Source organism: Bacillus sp. V2I10 (genome assembly GCF_030817055.1).
Lineage (GTDB): Bacteria > Bacillota > Bacilli > Bacillales > Bacillaceae > Bacillus_P.
On sequence record NZ_JAUSYV010000001.1, the window covers coordinates 4,660,385 to 4,679,237 of the forward strand.

Genomic DNA, 18,853 nt, shown 5'->3' on the forward strand with positions numbered 1-18,853 from the left:
TATCCGAAAACAAATTCAAGCTATAAAAAGAACCTCTGCACCCGGCAGAGGTTCTTTCCCATTAAAATAATCTTAAACCGATTGGCAAACGCAATCCCAGCAGAATCACGACAATCAGAACGATCACAAACTGAATCCAGAAAACGCGAGTCGGCTTTCTCTTTTTAGCTCGGACAAGGATCATTTCCATCATCCCAATAACGTAGATGCCAAGAATTGCTTTTCCGATATATTCGCCGCTGATAACTGCCAAACTGAGTAAAAGCTGCAGGCCTGAAGCGATGATCAATAAATAGAAAAGTCTTAAAGTCATGTGCACAATTTTGAAAGGTTTTTCTTTTCCCGACTTAAAGAGGGAGTTCGCGACAAAAAATAGAATAAGTGCGACAACCCATGTCGTAATATGTAAGTGTGTAGTCATTGGTAAATCCTCCTCTTTTTCATAACTTCCCATCCATATAGTATCATGAATGCCTATAAAAAATGAAATGTAAGCGCATTGACTTGTCTATTGTTTTCTTAAAAAAGGTAGGATATTGTAGTACGTGAGGGAATGCTAGATTTATGTATTTTCAGACTTAATCGTATTCGGAGGAGATATTGTGTCAAAATCAGTACAAATCATCGACCTGACTGAAAAATATGGAGCAAAAAATTATCATCCGCTGCCAATCGTTATTTCAAAGGCAGAAGGAGTTTGGGTAGAAGATCCTGAAGGCAACAAATATATGGATATGCTCAGCGCCTATTCTGCTGTAAACCAAGGGCACCGCCATCCAAAAATTATTGCTGCTCTAAAGGAGCAGGCAGATAAAATCACTTTAACATCAAGAGCCTTCCACAATGATCAGCTTGGTCCATGGTATGAAAAGGTTTCTAATCTTACAGGAAAAGAAATGGTTCTTCCAATGAACACAGGCGCAGAGGCAGTCGAAACAGCCGTTAAAACTGTTCGCCGCTGGGCTTACGATGTAAAGGGTGTTCCGTCAGATCAAGCAGAGATTATTGTATGCGAGGAGAATTTCCACGGACGTACAATGACAGCGGTATCAATGAGCTCAAGCGAAGAATACAAACGAGGCTTCGGCCCTATGCTGCCTGGCATTAAAGTGATTCCATTCGGTAATTTGGAAGCGCTCAGAGAGGCAATTACGCCAAATACAGCCGCTTTCATCTTTGAACCGATTCAGGGCGAAGCAGGCATTCACATTCCTGAAGAAGGCTTCCTGAAGGCTGCATATGACATCTGTAAAGAAAACAGCGTCCTTTATGTGGCAGACGAAATCCAGGCAGGACTTGGCCGCTCGGGAAAATTATTTGCCTGTGACTGGGAAGATGTAAAACCGGATATGTACATTCTTGGAAAAGCACTCGGCGGAGGTGTTTTCCCGATTTCATGTGTAGCCGCTAATAAAGATGTACTAGGCGTTTTTGAGCCAGGTTCACATGGTTCAACATTCGGCGGGAATCCGCTGGCATGTGCTGTTTCCATTGCAGCCTTGGATGTGCTTGTTGATGAAAAACTTTCTAAGCGCTCTTTGGAGCTTGGAAGCTACATGCAGGACCGCCTGCGCGAAATCGAAAATCCGATTATTAAAGAAGTACGGGGCAAAGGCTTATTCATCGGCTTAGAACTGACTGAATCAGCACGCCCGTACTGCGAAAAGCTTAAAGAAGAAGGACTTCTCTGCAAAGAAACGCATGAAACAGTGATCCGCTTTGCACCGCCGCTTGTCATCTCAAAAGAAGATCTTGACTGGGCGATTGAAAAAGTGAAAAAGGTTCTCGCATAATAGTTCTTTAAACCGTGTTAATCCTCCTTGGATTAACACGGTTTTTGTTTAAGGAGCAAAGTTAAAAAATAAAATGCTCTATTAATCTTTTAAAACAATTTCTCAAATAAGGAATAAACGATGCAGTCTGCGGACTAGGAGCTACCTTCACTCGCCTGTTTTAATGAATAAGCCAAAGACAGTCTCTCACGCTCTGTTTGCTTTCACTGTCAATTCAGGAATTAAAAAAAATAGGAAGTTTTACCCTGCTGGTGACAGTCCTTTTCAATAGCAGCCAATAACTTCTGCCGCTTCTCAGGAATACCTTCGTCTCTTGCTTTCAGATTCCATTCAAATCCCGCACATACTGCTAATTCCCCCTATTAAAAACACACCAGCAATTCCACTGGCGTGTTTCATTTATTCTCCAATCGTATTGCGGAGTGTTCCTATATCGTCAACCGTAATTTCTACAACATCACCCGGCATTAAATATTTAGGGGGCTTAAACCCTTTGCCGACGCCTGCTGGTGTTCCCGTAGCAATGATATCTCCCGGCTCAAGTGTTGTTCCCTGTGAGATCGTGGAGATCACCTTTTCAATTGGAAAGATCATATCTTTCGTATGTCCATTCTGCCTTACTTCCCCGTTCACCTTTGTCATCAGATTCAGTGCATATGGATCCGGCACAGCAGATTTATGTACAATGTAAGGACCCATCGGACATGATGTATCGAGGCTTTTACCGAGCAAAAATTGTTTATGTCTAGATTGCAGGTCTCTCGCCGTAATATCATTAATAATGGTATAGCCATACACATAATCCATGGCTTCCTCTTCAGAAATGAGTTTTCCTTTTTTTCCGATAATGACCGCAAGTTCCCCTTCATAATCAAGTTCTTTTGTAAGATGCAAATGCGGATCAATCGGTTCTTCATGCCCAATCACTGTCGTGGGCGCTTTTGAAAAAAGCATAACATGTTCAGGAATATCCGCTTCGCTTCCAAGTTCAATCGCATGTTCCCGGTAATTCTTTCCGACGCAAAAAATATTCTTGCGGGGATTCAGGATAGGTGCGAGCCATTTGACATCTGAAAATGAATATAAATAAGATTCGGTTTCATTTGATTTTTTCACCCAAAGTTCAAGCTGTTTTAAATGATTGATAAATTTTTCTCCCATTTCAATGCATTCAATAACCGTCTGCGGGGCTGAAGACAAATCAAACAATTTTTTCTCTGCTCTTTGAATATCGAGAATTTTATTTTCTTCCATAATCAGTCCGATGAATGTTCGACCGTGAAGTTGTGCAGTAGCTAGTCTCATAGTTTTCCCCCATTTTGCCTTTGATGGAACATTTGCTTATACCTTGCCTTCTCTAAAGTAAAATATTCGCTAAACAATGACACATTTCCTCTAAAAAAACGGGTGAAGTTTCAAACCCCGTTAACTTTTCACTTGAAAATCTGCAGCTGCAAAATCACAAGCTTCCCTTCTGAAAAATGTGAATCAATCACTCTTCCCAATCCGTAAAACAGCGGGTTTTTGTAGAAATCTGTAATGTTTTTTGTTATTTTATCGAATGTAAACCATTTTGTACAACCCTGTGTATAATAAGTTTATTACCTGTACAGACATGTTTTTTCAGGAATCAATTTCACCAATTCAATACACTTCACGCCTGAAAAACAAGACACATTAAACCATGAAAGTTGGAGAATAGATCATGGCACTGAACGAAATTGAAAACTACAGACAAAAACTATTCGAAGCTGCAAAAGACTATGGCATGAACTCCTCAGAAACCGTGCGCTGCAGCCAGGAACTGGATTTATTGATTATCGAACAAATTAAACAGCAGCTTAAAAATCGGATGCCCCTTCAGTCTGCTGTCAATTAAGCCCGATGTGAAAAGTAAATCCATTTTCGCAGCAGCCATTCAACAGGTCCAAATGCAAAACGCTTAAACCAAAGGTGACTTAAAAACACCTGTATCCCGTAAATGAAGAGAACAAGGATGAAACCAGTCCATTCAGAAATTTCACCATAGAACCCAAGACCGTAAGAATAAAAGATAAACGTGCATATGATCGATTGCAGCAGATAATTGCTGAGTGATCCTCTGCCTGCAGCTCTTATTGGCTCAAGCCTGAATTTGAATTTATATAAAAACAGCAAGGCAAGCGATACATAACAGAGGGTTAAAGCAGGCCCTCCAAGTGATAATTGCAGATGCTGAGCAAGGATATTTTCATCCCAATAATATGGCATGCCTTTAAAAACGGCAGCTGCAGCACCTGTAATGATCGCCGTCCGTTTCCATTCTTTTATCATGGACTGATGAAACCAGCCCCTCTTATAAGCAGCCGCACCAAGCATAAACAGCGGAAGAATCGATAAGATAAGAAAAATAGCATTCTCCGCATTGTTTACATACGCCCAATCCGTCAGCCGCTGCTGCGTGATTTCAATAAAATTTCCTGTTTGATAAACCTCCAATGATTGCTGTATCGCTTCCTGTGATCCATATTTTCCGGGGTCAAGACTTCTTGGTTCCCCCATATATGCAGTCAGCAGAGCAAGCGACATCAGGACATTCGGCAGGATTAGAATCCACAGTGCCCACTTCATGAGGCGCTCAGCACTCCATTTAAGAAAAATCATAAAGATAAACCCGATGATTGCATAATTGATCAGGATGTCCCCATGCCAAATCAAAGCTGCATGAAGCATTCCGATGATGAAAAGTCCGATAAGCCTCTTTGAATAATATCGGCCAAACGAATGTCCTTTTTCTTTTGCCCTCTCATAAAAAATGACAGTGCCTGCACCGAAAAGAAACGAGAAAAGCGGATAAAAACTCGCTTGTGCAAACAAATTAATAAATTGCTCTATAAGCCTTTCCAGTGCAGTCGTGCTGCTTACAGGGCTGCTGTCGTACAAAGCAGGCTCATGGAACGATTTCATATTCACCAATAATATCCCCAGCAGCGAAAACCCTCTCAAGATGTCAAGTACGTGAAGCCGGTCTTTTTTATGTATTGCGTATAATGAATCCATCGTAGCCTCCAATTTCTTCTAGTTACAAAATATCATATCACATTGCTTTACAACTCTATTCCACACCCTTTTTTCTTTTTAAATGTCTTCATGACTATTTCCTTTCGACATTTTTTTTACGGGATTGGATGAAAGAATATTTATAGGAATTTCCTCCCGTATAAAAAACGCGATATCAGTTGCTATTTTCATATGAAATGCCAATAAATCTGATTTTATCGCCTTAATACCCAGATTAAAATGTCAAAACAATAGGTCTATCCTTTTATTAACAAAGAAAACTTAAGAAGATAGCATATAAGTATAAATATTTCGCATAACGAATTATTTATCAATCAACCCATTTGGAGGATGTCAATGAACCTTAAAAAGAAAGTATTGTCTGTTTCTCTATCCAGTCTTGTAGCAATAAGCGCTTTTTCCGCAGTTTCTTCACCAGTTAGTGCCGTCGGCAATGGACCAGGCGCCGGTAATGGATCAATCCAAACATCCATTCTTCATACTTATGACAGCATGGTGGACTATTTAAAAACACAAGATGCCAAGCAGGAGGGCATGCAGCTTGAAATCATCGGTCAAACGGTAAAAGGCCGGGATATTTACTTAACAAAATACATAACAAACCCGGACAACCCCACTATTTTATTCTTAACGCAGCAGCACGGCAACGAGCAGCTGACAACAGAAGGAGCACTTGAATTCATCAAACACTTAGGCACCAATAAATCAAAAGGTGTTCTAGAGAACGTGAATATCCTGGTCATTCCAATGTTAAATGCCGATGGCGCCATGGGTGATGTGAATTTTTCACTGGATAACTATCTTGCTGATGGCGGCCGCCATTTAACTCGGTATAATGCAAATGAGATTGATTTAAACCGGGAGCATGATAAACCGATTGGCAGCATGCAGGCAGAAGTTAAAGCTTTATATGAAAATGTATTTGAAAAGTACAAGATTGATTACATGATAGACCTTCACCATCAGGGAACTCTAAGTGAAACAGAGGGAGAGCTTGTGTCAGGTTCAATCCTGCATCCGACTAATTCTGATGTCGATGCTGATGTTCTTGAGCGTTCTAAAAAACTGGGGTCAGTTGTCTATCATTCAATTGAAAACACAGGCTGGGGCCATATTGGCAAATACGATGGCGGCAGCGGTCAAAATATCGGACGCAATGGGGCAGCTGTCCGTTATGGCATTTCTACTCTTCTGTTTGAAATGCGCGGAATGTCTGATCACTATATTGAATCCTATGCGCTCGGACAAAAAAGCAATGGCTACCTGATTAAACAAACGATCACAACGCTTGACTCTACAGTCAGAGCCATCGCAGACGGATCTATCGAGAATGCGGATGTGAGCTTTTGGGATACACTTCCGACTCAAAAAAGTCGTTCTGGTGAAGAATCAGACGAATAAGGATTTGAACCTGAATGAAAAAACGCTTAGGAACGATTCCTAAGCGTTTCAGACCGTCGACAAACCCCTCTTCAAACTTTCTGTTTGAAGAGGGGTTTTTTGATTTTTATTGATAAGTGCTCTATTTATTAGGCTGAACATGGCTTTCGCCATGTTCAGTTTGCCATTTTTTTTAAGTTCATGGCAGCATAGTCTTAAGGGTAGACAGGGTCATTTTCTTAGACTTTGTCTACAAGCTGAGAGAAGCCGATTCTTAAAATCGGCTTCTCTTCCTATTATCCAGAATATATCTATGTTATTTTTATTAGTTTCTCTTTTTCAGCTATTTTCATGTTTTGGTTTTGGGACATATTTAAAGATTTCTTCACTTTCAAAAAATTCAATGAGATTGTCCATCCATTGATAATATTCAAGCCATTGCTTTGTCTCAGCAAGCAATGAATTCAGCTTCTTTTCTATTTCTTCCGAGAGTCCTTCACTTTCTAGAGCTTCAAGCAATTCTCTGCTCATTTTTTTTTCTGTCATTTTATTTCTGCTTACAACCTTACTCCAATTGGCAGCAAATAAGGAGATAAATGTCTGGTAGTAATCTTGCTCTACATTGTATAGATCCCTACGAACGCCCTTTTCAAATACTTTCTCAGCAATGTTTAAATCAAGCATCTCCCGCACAACTTGACTCATACGTGTTTTGCTCATCCCCGTTGCCCGGGATAATTCATCTAATGTCATTGGCTGCCTGTTCATATAAATAATGCCTAACACTCTTCCGACTGTTCCGGATACCCCAAAGGCAGTCATATTCTCAGCGATTCTCTCAACGAATTGATCCTCAACGTGTTTTATCGTATTCAGAGCACTATCGTTCATAGGTTTTCTTCCCTTCAATCACAAATTTCATTGTTAAAATAACATATTTTTCGTTAATTTAATAATACTAAATAGGATAGGAAATGGCCGAAATAAGAAGCATTTAAGAAGAATCACAGGCTTAGTACTAATAAACAATGTAATATATATATTTTCAATATTGTTTATATAGTTTATAAACTTTATATTTTATAAACTTTACTTTATAATTTTATTATACTTTAAAAACTTTTGCACTTTATAGTATCGAGTTCTTTTTAAATAAGAGAACGATTTATTACACGGAGGTGTTTACATTTGCTTAAATTAGACAAGGTTTCTAAGATCTATAAGGGAGGAAAGCGTGCAGTAAAAGAAATTACCTTACATATTGATAAAGGTGAATTTATATGTTTTATCGGACCGAGCGGATGCGGTAAAACAACAACAATGAAAATGATTAATCGCATGATTGAACCATCAAAAGGGAGCATTTTTATCGAGGGGGAAAATATTCTCGATAAAGATCCAGTGGAACTCAGACGTGAAATAGGCTATGTTATCCAGCAAATTGGCTTGTTTCCGCATATGACCATCCAGCAGAATATTACACTTGTACCAAGGTTATTAAAATGGCCAGAAGATAAAAAAAGAGCCCGCGCCGAGGAACTTCTTAAGCTTGTCGATATGGGCCCTGAATATTTAAACCGGTATCCATATGAGTTAAGTGGAGGCCAGCAGCAAAGAATTGGTGTTTTGCGTGCGCTGGCAGCTGATCCCCCGTTAATCCTAATGGACGAGCCTTTCGGTGCCCTCGATCCAATCACACGTGATTCGCTGCAAGAAGAATTTAAAAATCTTCAAAGAACTCTGGACAAAACAATCGTCTTTGTCACACATGATATGGATGAGGCAATAAAGCTTGCAGACCGAATTGTGATCCTTCGCGATGGCGAAATTGTTCAAGTTGGTACACCAGATGAAATTTTAAAAAACCCGGCTAACGAATTTGTTGAGGAATTCATTGGAAAAGAGCGACTGCTGCAGGCTAGACCGAACTTGGAACGAGTTGAGCAGATGATGAATCCTAATCCGATTACAGTGACAAGCGATAAATCACTTTCTGATGCCATTCAGATTATGAGGCAGCATCGTGTTGATTCCTTGCTGGTTGTAGATGAAAACCACGTTTTAAAAGGCTACATAGATGTTGAATCGATTGACCTTAATCGTAAAAAAGCTAATTTAGTCGGAGATGTATTACAAACTGAATTATATACGGTACTTAAAAATACTCTTGTCCGTGATGCCGTAAGAAAAATCTTAAAAAGAGGAATGAAGTATGTTCCTGTCGTCGATGAAAACGGACGTCTCGTTGGAATTGTAACAAGAGCAAGTCTTGTTGATATAGTGTATGACTCCATTTGGGGCGAAGATGAAATCAGCGTTACGACAACCTAATGTGAGGAGGCGTCCAAATGAATCAAATAATTGATTTCCTGCAAACAAATGGCGGAGAAATGCTTTACAAAACATGGGAGCATTTATATATTTCATTAATTGCCGTTATTTTAGGCATTCTTGTCGCAGTTCCGCTTGGCGTTGCGTTAACAAGAATGAAAAAGGGAGCGGGTGTGATTATTGGCGTTGTGAGCATCATTCAGACATTGCCGAGTCTCGCTATTTTAGCCTTTTTTATTCCGCTGCTTGGAGTAGGGAAGGTTCCAGCTATTGTCGCACTATTTTTCTATTCAGTCCTACCGATCTTAAGAAACACCTATACAGGGGTAAGAGGTGTAAATAAGAATCTACTGGAGTCAGGAAAAGGGGTCGGTATGACTGTATGGGAACAAATCCGGCTTGTTGAAATTCCATTGTCGATTCCGATCATCATGGCTGGAATCCGCACATCTACCGTTTATCTTATCGGCTGGGCTACACTTGCTTCCTTTATTGGCGGAGGAGGTCTGGGAGATTACATCTTCATTGGACTGAATTTATATCAGCCAGAATTCATTATTGGCGGAGCAGTGCCTGTTACAATACTAGCTGTAATTATTGATTACGGTCTTTCTTTAACTGAAGAGAAAGTAACGCCGAACGGAATAAGAGGGATGAAGGAAGTTTCATAAGGAGTTGGCTGTCTTGAAAAAAAACAAACATAAATTGATCATAGCAATGGGTTTACTGTTCTCAATCATCATAAGCGGATGCTCCCTGCCCGGATTAAGCGGAGCATCAGAATCCACTATAAAAATAGGTGCTCAAAACTTGACTGAGTCCGAGATTCTTGCAAATATGATTTCACAATTAATCGAACATAATACCGAATTAAATACAGAGCTGATTAAAAATCTCGGATCTAACTACGTCCAGCATCAAGCTATGCTTGGAGGGGATATTGATATTTCTGCCACACGTTATTCTGGTACGGACCTCACAAGTACTTTAGGCAGAGAGGCTGTTAAAGACCCAGAGAAAGCGTTAAAAATCGTTCAGGACGAATTTGATAAGAAATTTGGGTACAAATGGTTCGACTCTTATGGATTTGATAATACCTATGCGTTTACAGTTACAAAAAAACTGGCAGAAGTGAACCATCTTGAAAAAGTATCTGATTTAAAACAAAGTGCACAAAATTATAAGCTCGGTGTAGATAATGCTTGGCTTAAAAGAAAAGGCGACGGCTACGAGGGATTTGTCGATACATATGGCATTGAATTCGGAAAAACGTTTCCAATGCAGATAGGCCTTGTCTATGACGCAGTTAAAAACGAAAAAATGGATATCGTCCTAGCCTTTTCAACTGACGGACGAATAAAGGCTTATGACCTTAAAATTTTAGAGGATGATAAAAAATATTTTCCTCCTTATGACTGCTCTCCTGTCATACCGGAAAAAGTATTGAAAGAACATCCTGAAATTGAAGGTATAGTAGGCAAACTAATTGGCAAGATCGACACACAAACCATGCAGGAACTAAATTATGAGGTAGACGGAAACTTAAAAGAACCGTCAGTTGTAGCTGAAGAATATTTAAAAAAGAACAATTATTTCGAGTAGAATTGGAGGTGCTTTGATTTGAATACGCTCGAGCAGCTTTGGATGTATTATTCCCAGAATGGAGAATACGTGCTCACTGAATTTTACCGTCACTTTCTAATGTCAGCCTACGGAGTGTTATTTGCAGCAATAGCAGGAATCCCAATTGGTATATATATTGCACGATATAGAAAGATCAGCAAGTGGGTTTTTTCTATAACAAATGTCATTCAAACGATCCCTGCACTTGCCATGCTCGCTGTCTTAATGCTTGTTATGGGCCTTGGAGTAAATACGGTCATTCTTTCGTTATTTCTTTATTCTCTTCTGCCTATTATCAGAAACACATACACTGGTATTGTAAGCATTGAACACGCCTATTTAGAATCAGGAAAAGCTATGGGAATGACGAAGCTTCAGATTCTGACAATGGTTGAATTGCCGCTTGCTCTTTCTGTCATCATGGCAGGCCTTAGAACGGCACTAGTTATTGCTATCGGTATAACAGCAATCGGAACCTTTGTAGGCGCCGGAGGCTTGGGCGATATTATTGTCCGCGGAACGAATGCCACGAATGGCACAGCTATTATTTTGGCAGGAGCTATACCAACTGCTCTCATGGCTGTTCTCGCAGATGTAATCTTAGGCTGGCTTGAAAAAATCCTTTCACCGACAAAGTCTAAAAAGAAACTGAGAACAGAAACTGCTGAAGTTTCTTCATCTTGATATTGAGGCTACAAGTTCAGATATTAAATAGAACCTAAATTAATGTAAATTAAAAAAGACCAATAATGGTCTTTTTTTTGCTCCAGCGTAAAAATCAGCTGAAAGACAAGCAGTAAGTATAAAGATTAGAATAGCAAAAATGAATGCAACGTAAGTTTTTAAATGCAATGACACGATCTAACCTATTTTTCCAATTCATAGACTCGCATTTTTTCAAAAGAGCTCTTTTATGAAAAAGAAAATTCTATTTTCCCTTCCTTAAGGACAAGGCTTGCATCAAATGGTTTCTTCCCTTTAAAGCCTTTCAGCTTGTTCGTTTTTCCTTTAAGACAAAGCTGTTTAATTTGCGCCGCCGAAATAGTTTTACCCAAAAGCTTTTTCGGAAACGTCTGTTTGCAGCCAGTTTTGTAATCTGTGCACCCATAAAAAGTTTTGCGGTCCATGATGCTGCCCGTTTTACATGCAGGACAAAGACAGATGGCTTCTCTTGTGTCTGCAGCAGCCGGCTGTGCAGTCACTTCTAATTTTTCCATGCTGGCACTTGCCTGATCCAGCAATGTGAAACAGAATTTTTTTGCTGTATCAATGAAGACATCCTTTGACTTTTCACCGCTGCCGATTCCTTTCAGATAAACCTCCCATTTAGCCGTCATTTCTGGTTTGGAAAGCAGTGTCCCCTCAACAGCTTCACAGAGAATTTCCCCTTTGCCTGTAACAAATACCTCGTTCTTTTTGACTTCAATAAATTTTCTCATCAGCAAGGTATCAATAATTCCAGAGCGTGTTGCTTCTGTTCCAAGGCCTTCGGTGCTGTTCAGCGCTTCTCTCATTTCCTTGTCTTCAACATGTTTGCCTGCAGTTTTCATAAGGGTAATCAGCTGGCCCTGAGTGTATGGTTTAGGCGGCTGTGTCATGCCATCCTTTACTTTTACAGAGGCAATGGCTGCTTCACCATTGGTTACTTTCGGAAGCATTTGATCTTCTTTTTTCTCATCCGCTTCCACGGGTTCCTTTTGATACAGCGACTTCCATCCTGGATTTTTCATTGTTTTTCCTTTACTGATGAAATCATTTTTTCCAATAGAAGTGACAATGGTTGTTTCATCAAATACATAGTCATCCATGAACATCCCAAGTGCAGTTTTCATTACCTCTTCGTAGACGGATTTTTGTTCATAGCTAAAAGAGTTAAAAATGGCAGGACTGACTTTCTTTTCAGTCGGCACGATGGCATAGTGATCGCTGACACGCTTAGAATCTACGTATCTTTTGGATGGATGAAGGCGCACAGGGTTAAAAGACAGGGAAAGTGCCTGCTGATACTGGCTGATGTTTGCCTTGATGTAACTGAACTCTTCATCTGTAATATATTGCGAATCCGTCCGGGGATATGAAATATATCCTTTTTCATACAAAGATTGAGCCGTTTTCAGCACCTGGCTCGGACTCATTTTCCTTTGTTTATTCAGCTTTGCCTGCAGGGTGGACAAACTGTGGAGCTTTGGTGAAGGCACACGCTTTTCAGCAACTTCGGTGCTCTTAACCTTTGCATCATACGTTTTCTGATTTTCCGTAATATCGGGTGCTGCTGCTGCAAACAGCTCTTCAGATGTTTTAAAACGGCCTTTCAGCTTACCTGTGTACTCCCCGTTCTCCACCTTGAAGGCTGCCTGAAGCTCGAAGAAAGGTTCTGGCTTAAAATTCTCGATTTCTTTTTGCCTGTCATAAATTAATTTTAATACAGGGGTTTGCACACGGCCGACACTGAACACATCGCGGACCCCCTTTTTTTGAAGATGAAGGGTATAGAGCCTGCTTGCATTTAACCCAACAAGCCAGTCCGATATTTGCCGGGCCTGTGCTTCGTGGAACAAATGAATGGTTTTGCTGCCGTCATACAGTTCATTAAAGCCTTTTAATATCGCATTTTCCGTCAAAGAAGAGGTCCAGAGCCGTTTTATCGGCTTTTGGTTTGCTCCAGCCATCATGATCAGCAGGCGTGCGATGTTTTCACCTTCACGTGCCGGATCTGTTCCGATAATAATTTCGTCGGCTTCTTTTAATAGGTCTTTAACAATCTTAAATTGCTTTGCTTTTCCTTTACTTACTTTATACAAAAACTGATCTGGAATAATCGGCAGTGTTTCAAGCCTCCACTTTTTCCATTCATCCTTATATTCATCCGGATTTTTAAGCTCAACTAAATGGCCGATTGCCCACGTGACCTTCGCACCATTTGGAAAAACAGAGCATGACCCAATCTCCAAATATCCTTCTCTTTTAACAAAAGGAAACGGAGCTGCGAGTTTACGCCCCTGATCAGGTTTTTCTGCAAGGATTAATACGCATCCCATTTATAGGTCAATCTCCTTTATTCTATATTTTATAAGGTATAAGTCTTGTTCGACCTTTTTAATAAGTCAAACAAGTAAGCGTCAAATAATATCACGCCTAGAAATGCGAACATTATTTGACGCTTTATAATTTTACTTCGTTTTAAATGTAATAAATCTTCTAACTTTCTAATTCTATTATTTCTTCTAACTCCGTATAGTAATTTTTAATTGCTATTTCCATACAGGCTTTTCTATTTTCAGAAGTACGTTGTGCTAGATATTTTTTGTTGTAATAAAATGTGAATTCGTGAATTGTTGCAAAAATATTTGAGTAAGCCTGCATCCAATCATATAAATCGTCAGGGGCGAGTTCTAATTCAGTACTTGTCATGAAGGATTCTTCAATTTTAGAAAATGCAGGCTCTATTTGCTCAACGAAACTTGCTTCTGAAATTAATCCGTTGATATATTCATTATAAAGACTAATTACTTCCTCAGCTGATTTTATCATTGTTCTAGCTATTTCTTTTACAGCTAACATTAATTCTAATTTGTTACCTGTGTTATCCTGATTAATCGTTTTGAGGCTTTCATAATAAGCATGCACAATAAAATGTGTGTCTTTTATCATAAACTTGTTTGAACCATCTACATTATACCACCAATCTTTGTTCTGATTATCATCACACCAAGTCGTATGGCATATGAAATTACCTCTTTTCATGTCACTTTCATCAAAGCCAAAATATATCCACACTATATTAGCTAATTTACCTTTCCGCCTTCCGGAACTTCGTTGATTTTTATATACTTCAGCCGTTTTAACTTTATCCGTTATTTCAATGGATACTTTAGAGATTTCTTCAAAGGAAAGTGGTTCTTTTAGAATGACCTTTACTCCATATCTTTTACAATTCCCTGTATGCACTGGTTCAACTTCATAAATGATATATTGATCGCTTTCGAAATATATCTTCGCTGTATGGAAAGGTTTGTAATCATCAACCTTAAAGAAAATAGTTCCCCCCATATTTCTTTTGAAAATTGGATTTTGTTGCAATGTAGGATTTCTTTTATTCCAAACATCCAAATAAAGGTTTACCAATTTATGTATATCATTTAAAGAAACTCTACCTTTTTTAACAATCAATTTGTTTTCAAATGCATCACATAAAAAACTTGTAAAGATACTAATCAGTTTATCCGGATGTCCATATGAGACTTGTTCCGCATTACTTGAGGAGAAAACTGCGTAACCTTTTCCTTGAAAGTCTGCTGCCGTATTACCAACAAATTTATCTTTTTAAGAACCACTTCCATATGGTGTTTATATAGATAATAGTTTCGGTATGAAGGATCACCTATAAGTTCATTACAGGGATTGGAGCCTGAACGTGTGTTGTACATTGGTTCGTTTGTAATGCCCTTAGGGAACGTGGCATTACGCAAAGTATGCGCTTTAATCCTGCATTTGTTCCCAAACCGTATAAACATAAGATAAGTCTCTTTTGTAGCATTTCTTTGTTAATGACCTCTCCGTATGATGGGAATCTGTCACGTACGGTTCTACTGAAGAAGGATATTACCTTAATGATCAAGAATTAAAAGATAAATACTTGTAACTGCTTACATATGTAATAGTAATTCTTTTTTCTGAATAGAAAAGATGTGGAGGAAGAAAGATGATAGAGATTGAAGGGCAGGAAAATGAACAGATAGGTTTGGTATTTATTCAAGGTGCAGGCTTAGAAAGCCGTATCTGGGAACCAGTTGTATCAGAAATAAAAAGTCCCTTTTTACTAGTTAATTTTCCTGAACGAGAAGGAGAGAATGGATTGCGGCAAAGTTTGACTCTTCAAGATTACAATGCTTATATAAAGCGACAAATTGAAGCTTGGAAAGTTAGAAAATTTATTATTGTAGCACATTCTTTGGGTGGTGTCCTTGCACTTAAAATTGCTAATGATCTGTCGGAGAGTCTGGTTGGCTTTATTGCAATTGGGGCGACTATTCCTAAAAATGGGGGATCATTCCTCTCAACTTTTCCATTTGCAAAACGTTTTTTGATGAATGTACTTTTACGTGTGTTTGGTACGAAACCACCTGAATCTTCTATTCGTAAGGGACTATGTAATGATCTTTCACCTGAGCAGGCAACCGAAGTAGTACGTGGTTTTGTACCGGAGTCTATTCACATTTATACAGATCGAACAAAAGCAATCGTTCCAACCAATGTACCTAAGCTTTATATAAAATTAACGAAAGATCAAGAAATGAGTCTGTCTCAACAGGATAAAATGATAGGCAATCTTGCTCCACAGAAAATCGAAATGCTTGAAACAGGTCATTTGCCTATGCTCATTAAACCCAACGAATTAAGGAATTCTCTAAATGCATTTCTTGCTCAATTGGAACTCCATTAAAGGGCGCGATTGTTGAATAAAACTTAGCTTTTTAAACGACTTTATTGTTAAAGCATCCTTTATAAAAAATATAACAACTTTATTTTACCCCCATTTAAAACAGGATGGGGGTATGTGTGTTTGAAGTATTAAAATTAAATACTTTTTGTAATCTTAACATTTCCTTATTGCGGGTGGTGACAGCTTCGCTGGTACTACCCCTATAAAAAAAATAAAGCTGCTTAATTTGCAGCTTCAACTATTCAACAATCCTGCCCAAGTCCTCAATAAGCAAAGAGCGATCACACTGTACTGCAAGCCCCCGATTGTTGAAGATCATTTATGTTGTCTTATCGAAGAAAAGCGCCCTTTAATGGAATAGCCTTATTTCTGAAGCAATGCTCATTAACTCGTTCAGTGATTCTCTGGCTTGTTGTTATTAAAAACTAATTGCCGGGCAGTTGGATGCCGCGCCAGCCGCTTACATCGCATTGGCCATATTCATTATCACCCACAGCAACCACCGTGCCGTCCGATTTAAGGCCGAGAGTATGAGCGCAACCCACCGCAACCGCCACAATATCGCGCCAGCCACTTACATTGCATTGGCCATGCTTATTCAAACCCACAGCCGCCACCGTGCCGTCCGATTTAAGGCCGATGGTATGATTACTACCCGCCGCTATCGCCACAATACCGCGCCAGCCGCTTACATCGCATTGGTCATGCTTATTCAAACCCACAGCCGCCACCGTGCCGTCCGATTTAAGCCCGACGGTATGAAGGTAACCCGCCGCTGCCGCCACTATGTCGCGCCAGCCGCTTACATTGCATTGGCCATACCGATTATTACCCACAATCGTCACCGTGCCGTCCGATTTAAGCCCGACGGTATGCCAGTCACCCGCCGCTGCCGCCACCATATCACGCCAGCCGCTTACATTGCATTGGCCTTCATTATTTCGACCCACAGCCACCACCGTGCCATCCGATTTAAGCCCGACGGTACGACGCCAACCCGCCGCAACCGCCACAATATCGCGCCAGCCGCTTACATCGCATTGGTCATGCTTATTCCAACCCACAGCCGCCACCGTGCCGTCCGGTTTAAGACCGATTGTATGAGCATTACCCGTATGAGCATTACCCGCCGCAACCGCCACAATATCGCGCCAGCCGCTTACATCACATTGGCCATATTTATTATCACCCACAGCTGTCACCGTGCCGTCCGATTTAAGCCCGACGGTATGACGATAACCCGCAGCTATGGTATCTTTAGGCCACCGTTTCACCTTTAACGCCGCTTCTTTCGGTGAAATGTAATCCATGTTTTACCTCCTTGAATATAAGCAACTGTATGGTTGTGTAATAAAGGAACCATATCTAACTGTCCTTTTAGCTTATTCCATTATCTGGCCCGATTGTTGATCAAACTCTTGAAACCACTCTTCAACAATCCTGCCCGATTGCTTAATACCAATTATTTCAAAATTAGGTGATTAACTCAATCTTTTATTGCATTAAAAAGGACACTTACCTTATTACAGATAAGCCCCCTTTAATGGAATAACTACAATATGGCCTCGGTCCTAAAATTGCTCACTCAACTCACAATTTTTCTTTAACTAGTCGAGTAGAAGGGAACCTTTCTACCTTGCGGTAGATTGTGTTCCTCCCCCCTCACAGAACCGTGCTTGCGCTATTTACGCACACGGCTCCTCCTAGTTACCATTCACACAATGTAGCTAATCTCTTAGATTCAGATTTTGCTAATTCTGCTATCCTTAGTAGTTTTGTTTCCATTTATCCCTACCTCTGAGTGTAGTAAATGTTTCCCTAGTAAGGCTGATAACTGGTAGCTAGCCTTTCCTCCATTGGCATTACCCAACTTCATTGGTACTACGCTGCTATCCGACTCCCTACCCAGCATTTGGTTTCCTTGCTTTTTATCGCTTGTACACCATACTCTTCTAACTAGAAAAGACTGGTAGGGTCTCCCGAGTTGCCGTATCATATCGATGTGTAACGTGCCAAGGTCTCTGACTCCAGAGAGGTTCTATCCATCTTGCCCTTAACGAAGGATAAAATATAGCTTTCTGCAGTGCGTAAAGCATCAGCCCTCTCGATTTACTAACATTATGGAGCTCTATCCCTTCAACCATTTGGCTTTCGGCCCGCCGTCGGGTAGAAAACAGGCGCGCGCATATGATAAAATCACGTTTCCTGTAGCCCCCCTACGATCCCGGACGGTCGGATTTCCCGAGTCCGGTTCTGACCTTGGTTAAATCACCTACAGGCCTTCCCATACAACCGCAGGATTAAATGTCGGTACACATATTCCCCCATCATTTGTAGGTTTACTTGTAAGCTAGTTTAAACATACTTTATAGCTCAGAGTCTATTATGCTTAAACATTCCAAGTGCCCAGAGGTCCTTCGCTCCATCATAGGTGTTACCTTGATAGAAGTGTAATTTCCTTACACTTAAGAAGGCATTACCCTTCTCTCATCGCTACTACGACCTCATGCGCCAGTCCTAAATCTTCCTATCAACTTCTATTAGCCTCATATATGATAGGTCTTTATTGGTTTGAACCATTCCAATTTGAAGTAGGACCTTCCCGTCGTTATCTCTGAGAATCTTTCCCTAGATGCTAGAACCCGTGCCCCGGCTGCCCTTACGGTGCTTTTGACCGTTTCTTCCCGTAAGGCATCGGTCTTCCCCCGTTAGATAAAGGTCGACGCTAAGCATATATCCCTCGAAACAGTTTCTTAGAGGGGCGTAGATTTCGGGACTGCAGTATTCGTTAAATCCTTCTGGCCTCTAGGTTTGCTCGCCACACAGACTGTTCCGACCTTATTCTCTCAGTGTAGAATAGGCCGCCGTGACTTTTACTTCCAAGCAGAACGTGGTTTGTTACCTCCCCACGCATTGGATATGCTAGTCATCCGAATTCGGCCAATTGATGACAGGAGACTTTCACTCCATAAGATTCTCAGCCTTGACGGCTGCTCCACCTAACTGTCTACGCTTAAAGACTAAAGTTACCTTTAGCCCTCCAAGACTCGCTACGAGCGAATGGCTAGTTCTTACTCGACGGGAATCCCACCCGCTATATGATACGACCTAGGCTCGGCCGCACACGCACCCGGTAGTTCAAAATCGAAATTACGATTTTATTTGTTTCTCAATAAGGAGCAATAACTTTCTTTGTGCTTCTTTATTACGAATAATTTTTCTA

Annotated in this window: 15 protein-coding genes; 8 read left to right on the forward strand and 7 right to left on the reverse strand. The window is 40.3% G+C overall.

Annotated elements, in window-relative coordinates:
- Positions 1 to 61 precede the first annotated feature (61 nt).
- On the reverse strand, positions 62 to 421 hold the full coding sequence (locus QFZ72_RS23655; protein ID WP_307438350.1) for a YisL family protein: 360 nt from the start codon (positions 419 to 421) through the stop codon (positions 62 to 64).
- A 181-nt stretch (positions 422 to 602) separates the two neighbouring features.
- On the opposite strand from QFZ72_RS23655, the gene QFZ72_RS23660 reads away from it, so the two are divergent.
- Positions 603 to 1,793, forward strand: a complete 1,191-nt coding sequence (locus tag QFZ72_RS23660) for an ornithine--oxo-acid transaminase (RefSeq protein WP_307438352.1) — start codon at positions 603 to 605, stop codon at positions 1,791 to 1,793.
- 399 nt (positions 1,794 to 2,192) lie between these two features.
- On the opposite strand, the gene QFZ72_RS23665 is transcribed toward QFZ72_RS23660, so the two are convergent.
- Entirely contained in the window at positions 2,193 to 3,098 is a 906-nt protein-coding gene (locus QFZ72_RS23665) for a fumarylacetoacetate hydrolase family protein (protein ID WP_307438353.1), read from the reverse strand.
- 400 nt (positions 3,099 to 3,498) lie between these two features.
- Between QFZ72_RS23665 and QFZ72_RS23670 the strand changes: the two genes are divergently transcribed.
- A complete protein-coding gene (locus QFZ72_RS23670) occupies positions 3,499 to 3,672 on the forward strand; it encodes an aspartyl-phosphate phosphatase Spo0E family protein (protein WP_307438354.1) in 174 nt (57 codons plus the stop codon).
- On the opposite strand, the gene QFZ72_RS23675 is transcribed toward QFZ72_RS23670, so the two are convergent.
- Complete coding sequence (locus QFZ72_RS23675; RefSeq protein WP_307438355.1) at positions 3,669 to 4,832, reverse strand: DUF418 domain-containing protein; 1,164 nt, start codon at positions 4,830 to 4,832, stop codon at positions 3,669 to 3,671. The two genes, QFZ72_RS23670 and QFZ72_RS23675, sit on opposite strands and share 4 nt — an antisense overlap.
- Positions 4,833 to 5,189: 357 nt before the next feature.
- Here QFZ72_RS23675 and QFZ72_RS23680 point away from each other — a divergent pair, with 357 nt between their 5' ends.
- Positions 5,190 to 6,254 carry a M14 family zinc carboxypeptidase gene (locus tag QFZ72_RS23680; protein ID WP_307438360.1) on the forward strand — a complete coding sequence of 355 codons (1,065 nt, stop codon included), beginning with the start codon at positions 5,190 to 5,192 and terminating at the stop codon, positions 6,252 to 6,254.
- 318 nt (positions 6,255 to 6,572) lie between these two features.
- Here QFZ72_RS23680 and QFZ72_RS23685 read toward each other — a convergent pair whose 3' ends face one another.
- Positions 6,573 to 7,124 (reverse strand): GbsR/MarR family transcriptional regulator, encoded by a 552-nt coding sequence (locus QFZ72_RS23685; protein ID WP_307438362.1) that lies wholly within the window; start codon positions 7,122 to 7,124, stop codon positions 6,573 to 6,575.
- Between the two features lie 297 nt (positions 7,125 to 7,421).
- On the opposite strand from QFZ72_RS23685, the gene QFZ72_RS23690 reads away from it, so the two are divergent.
- Genes QFZ72_RS23690 through QFZ72_RS23705 form a run of 4 tightly spaced genes read left to right on the forward strand, consistent with a single transcriptional unit; the run spans position 7,422 to position 10,871 of the window.
- Positions 7,422 to 8,564 (forward strand): betaine/proline/choline family ABC transporter ATP-binding protein, encoded by a 1,143-nt coding sequence (locus tag QFZ72_RS23690; protein WP_307438364.1) that lies wholly within the window; start codon positions 7,422 to 7,424, stop codon positions 8,562 to 8,564.
- A gap of 17 nt (positions 8,565 to 8,581) precedes the next feature.
- Complete coding sequence (locus tag QFZ72_RS23695; RefSeq protein ID WP_307438365.1) at positions 8,582 to 9,235, forward strand: ABC transporter permease; 654 nt, start codon at positions 8,582 to 8,584, stop codon at positions 9,233 to 9,235.
- Between the two features lie 46 nt (positions 9,236 to 9,281).
- Positions 9,282 to 10,166 (forward strand): osmoprotectant ABC transporter substrate-binding protein, encoded by an 885-nt coding sequence (locus tag QFZ72_RS23700; RefSeq protein WP_307439967.1) that lies wholly within the window; start codon positions 9,282 to 9,284, stop codon positions 10,164 to 10,166.
- An 18-nt stretch (positions 10,167 to 10,184) separates the two neighbouring features.
- Positions 10,185 to 10,871, forward strand: coding sequence for an ABC transporter permease (locus QFZ72_RS23705; protein WP_307438367.1), 687 nt, complete (start codon positions 10,185 to 10,187; stop codon positions 10,869 to 10,871).
- Between the two features lie 227 nt (positions 10,872 to 11,098).
- Here the strand turns inward: QFZ72_RS23705 and QFZ72_RS23710 are convergent, their stop codons facing one another.
- Positions 11,099 to 13,225: a type IA DNA topoisomerase gene (locus tag QFZ72_RS23710; RefSeq protein WP_307438369.1), complete on the reverse strand. Its 2,127-nt coding sequence runs from the start codon at positions 13,223 to 13,225 to the stop codon at positions 11,099 to 11,101.
- 160 nt (positions 13,226 to 13,385) lie between these two features.
- Positions 13,386 to 14,357, reverse strand: coding sequence for a caspase family protein (locus QFZ72_RS23715; protein WP_307438372.1), 972 nt, complete (start codon positions 14,355 to 14,357; stop codon positions 13,386 to 13,388).
- Positions 14,358 to 14,889: 532 nt separating this feature from the next.
- Here QFZ72_RS23715 and QFZ72_RS23720 point away from each other — a divergent pair.
- The gene (locus QFZ72_RS23720; RefSeq protein WP_307438374.1) at positions 14,890 to 15,630 is read left to right on the forward strand and encodes an alpha/beta fold hydrolase; all 741 of its coding nucleotides are present in this window, start codon (positions 14,890 to 14,892) and stop codon (positions 15,628 to 15,630) included.
- Between the two features lie 425 nt (positions 15,631 to 16,055).
- Here QFZ72_RS23720 and QFZ72_RS23725 read toward each other — a convergent pair whose 3' ends face one another.
- A complete protein-coding gene (locus QFZ72_RS23725; protein WP_307438376.1) occupies positions 16,056 to 16,940 on the reverse strand; it encodes an RCC1 domain-containing protein in 885 nt (294 codons plus the stop codon).
- Positions 16,941 to 18,853 lie beyond the last annotated feature (1,913 nt).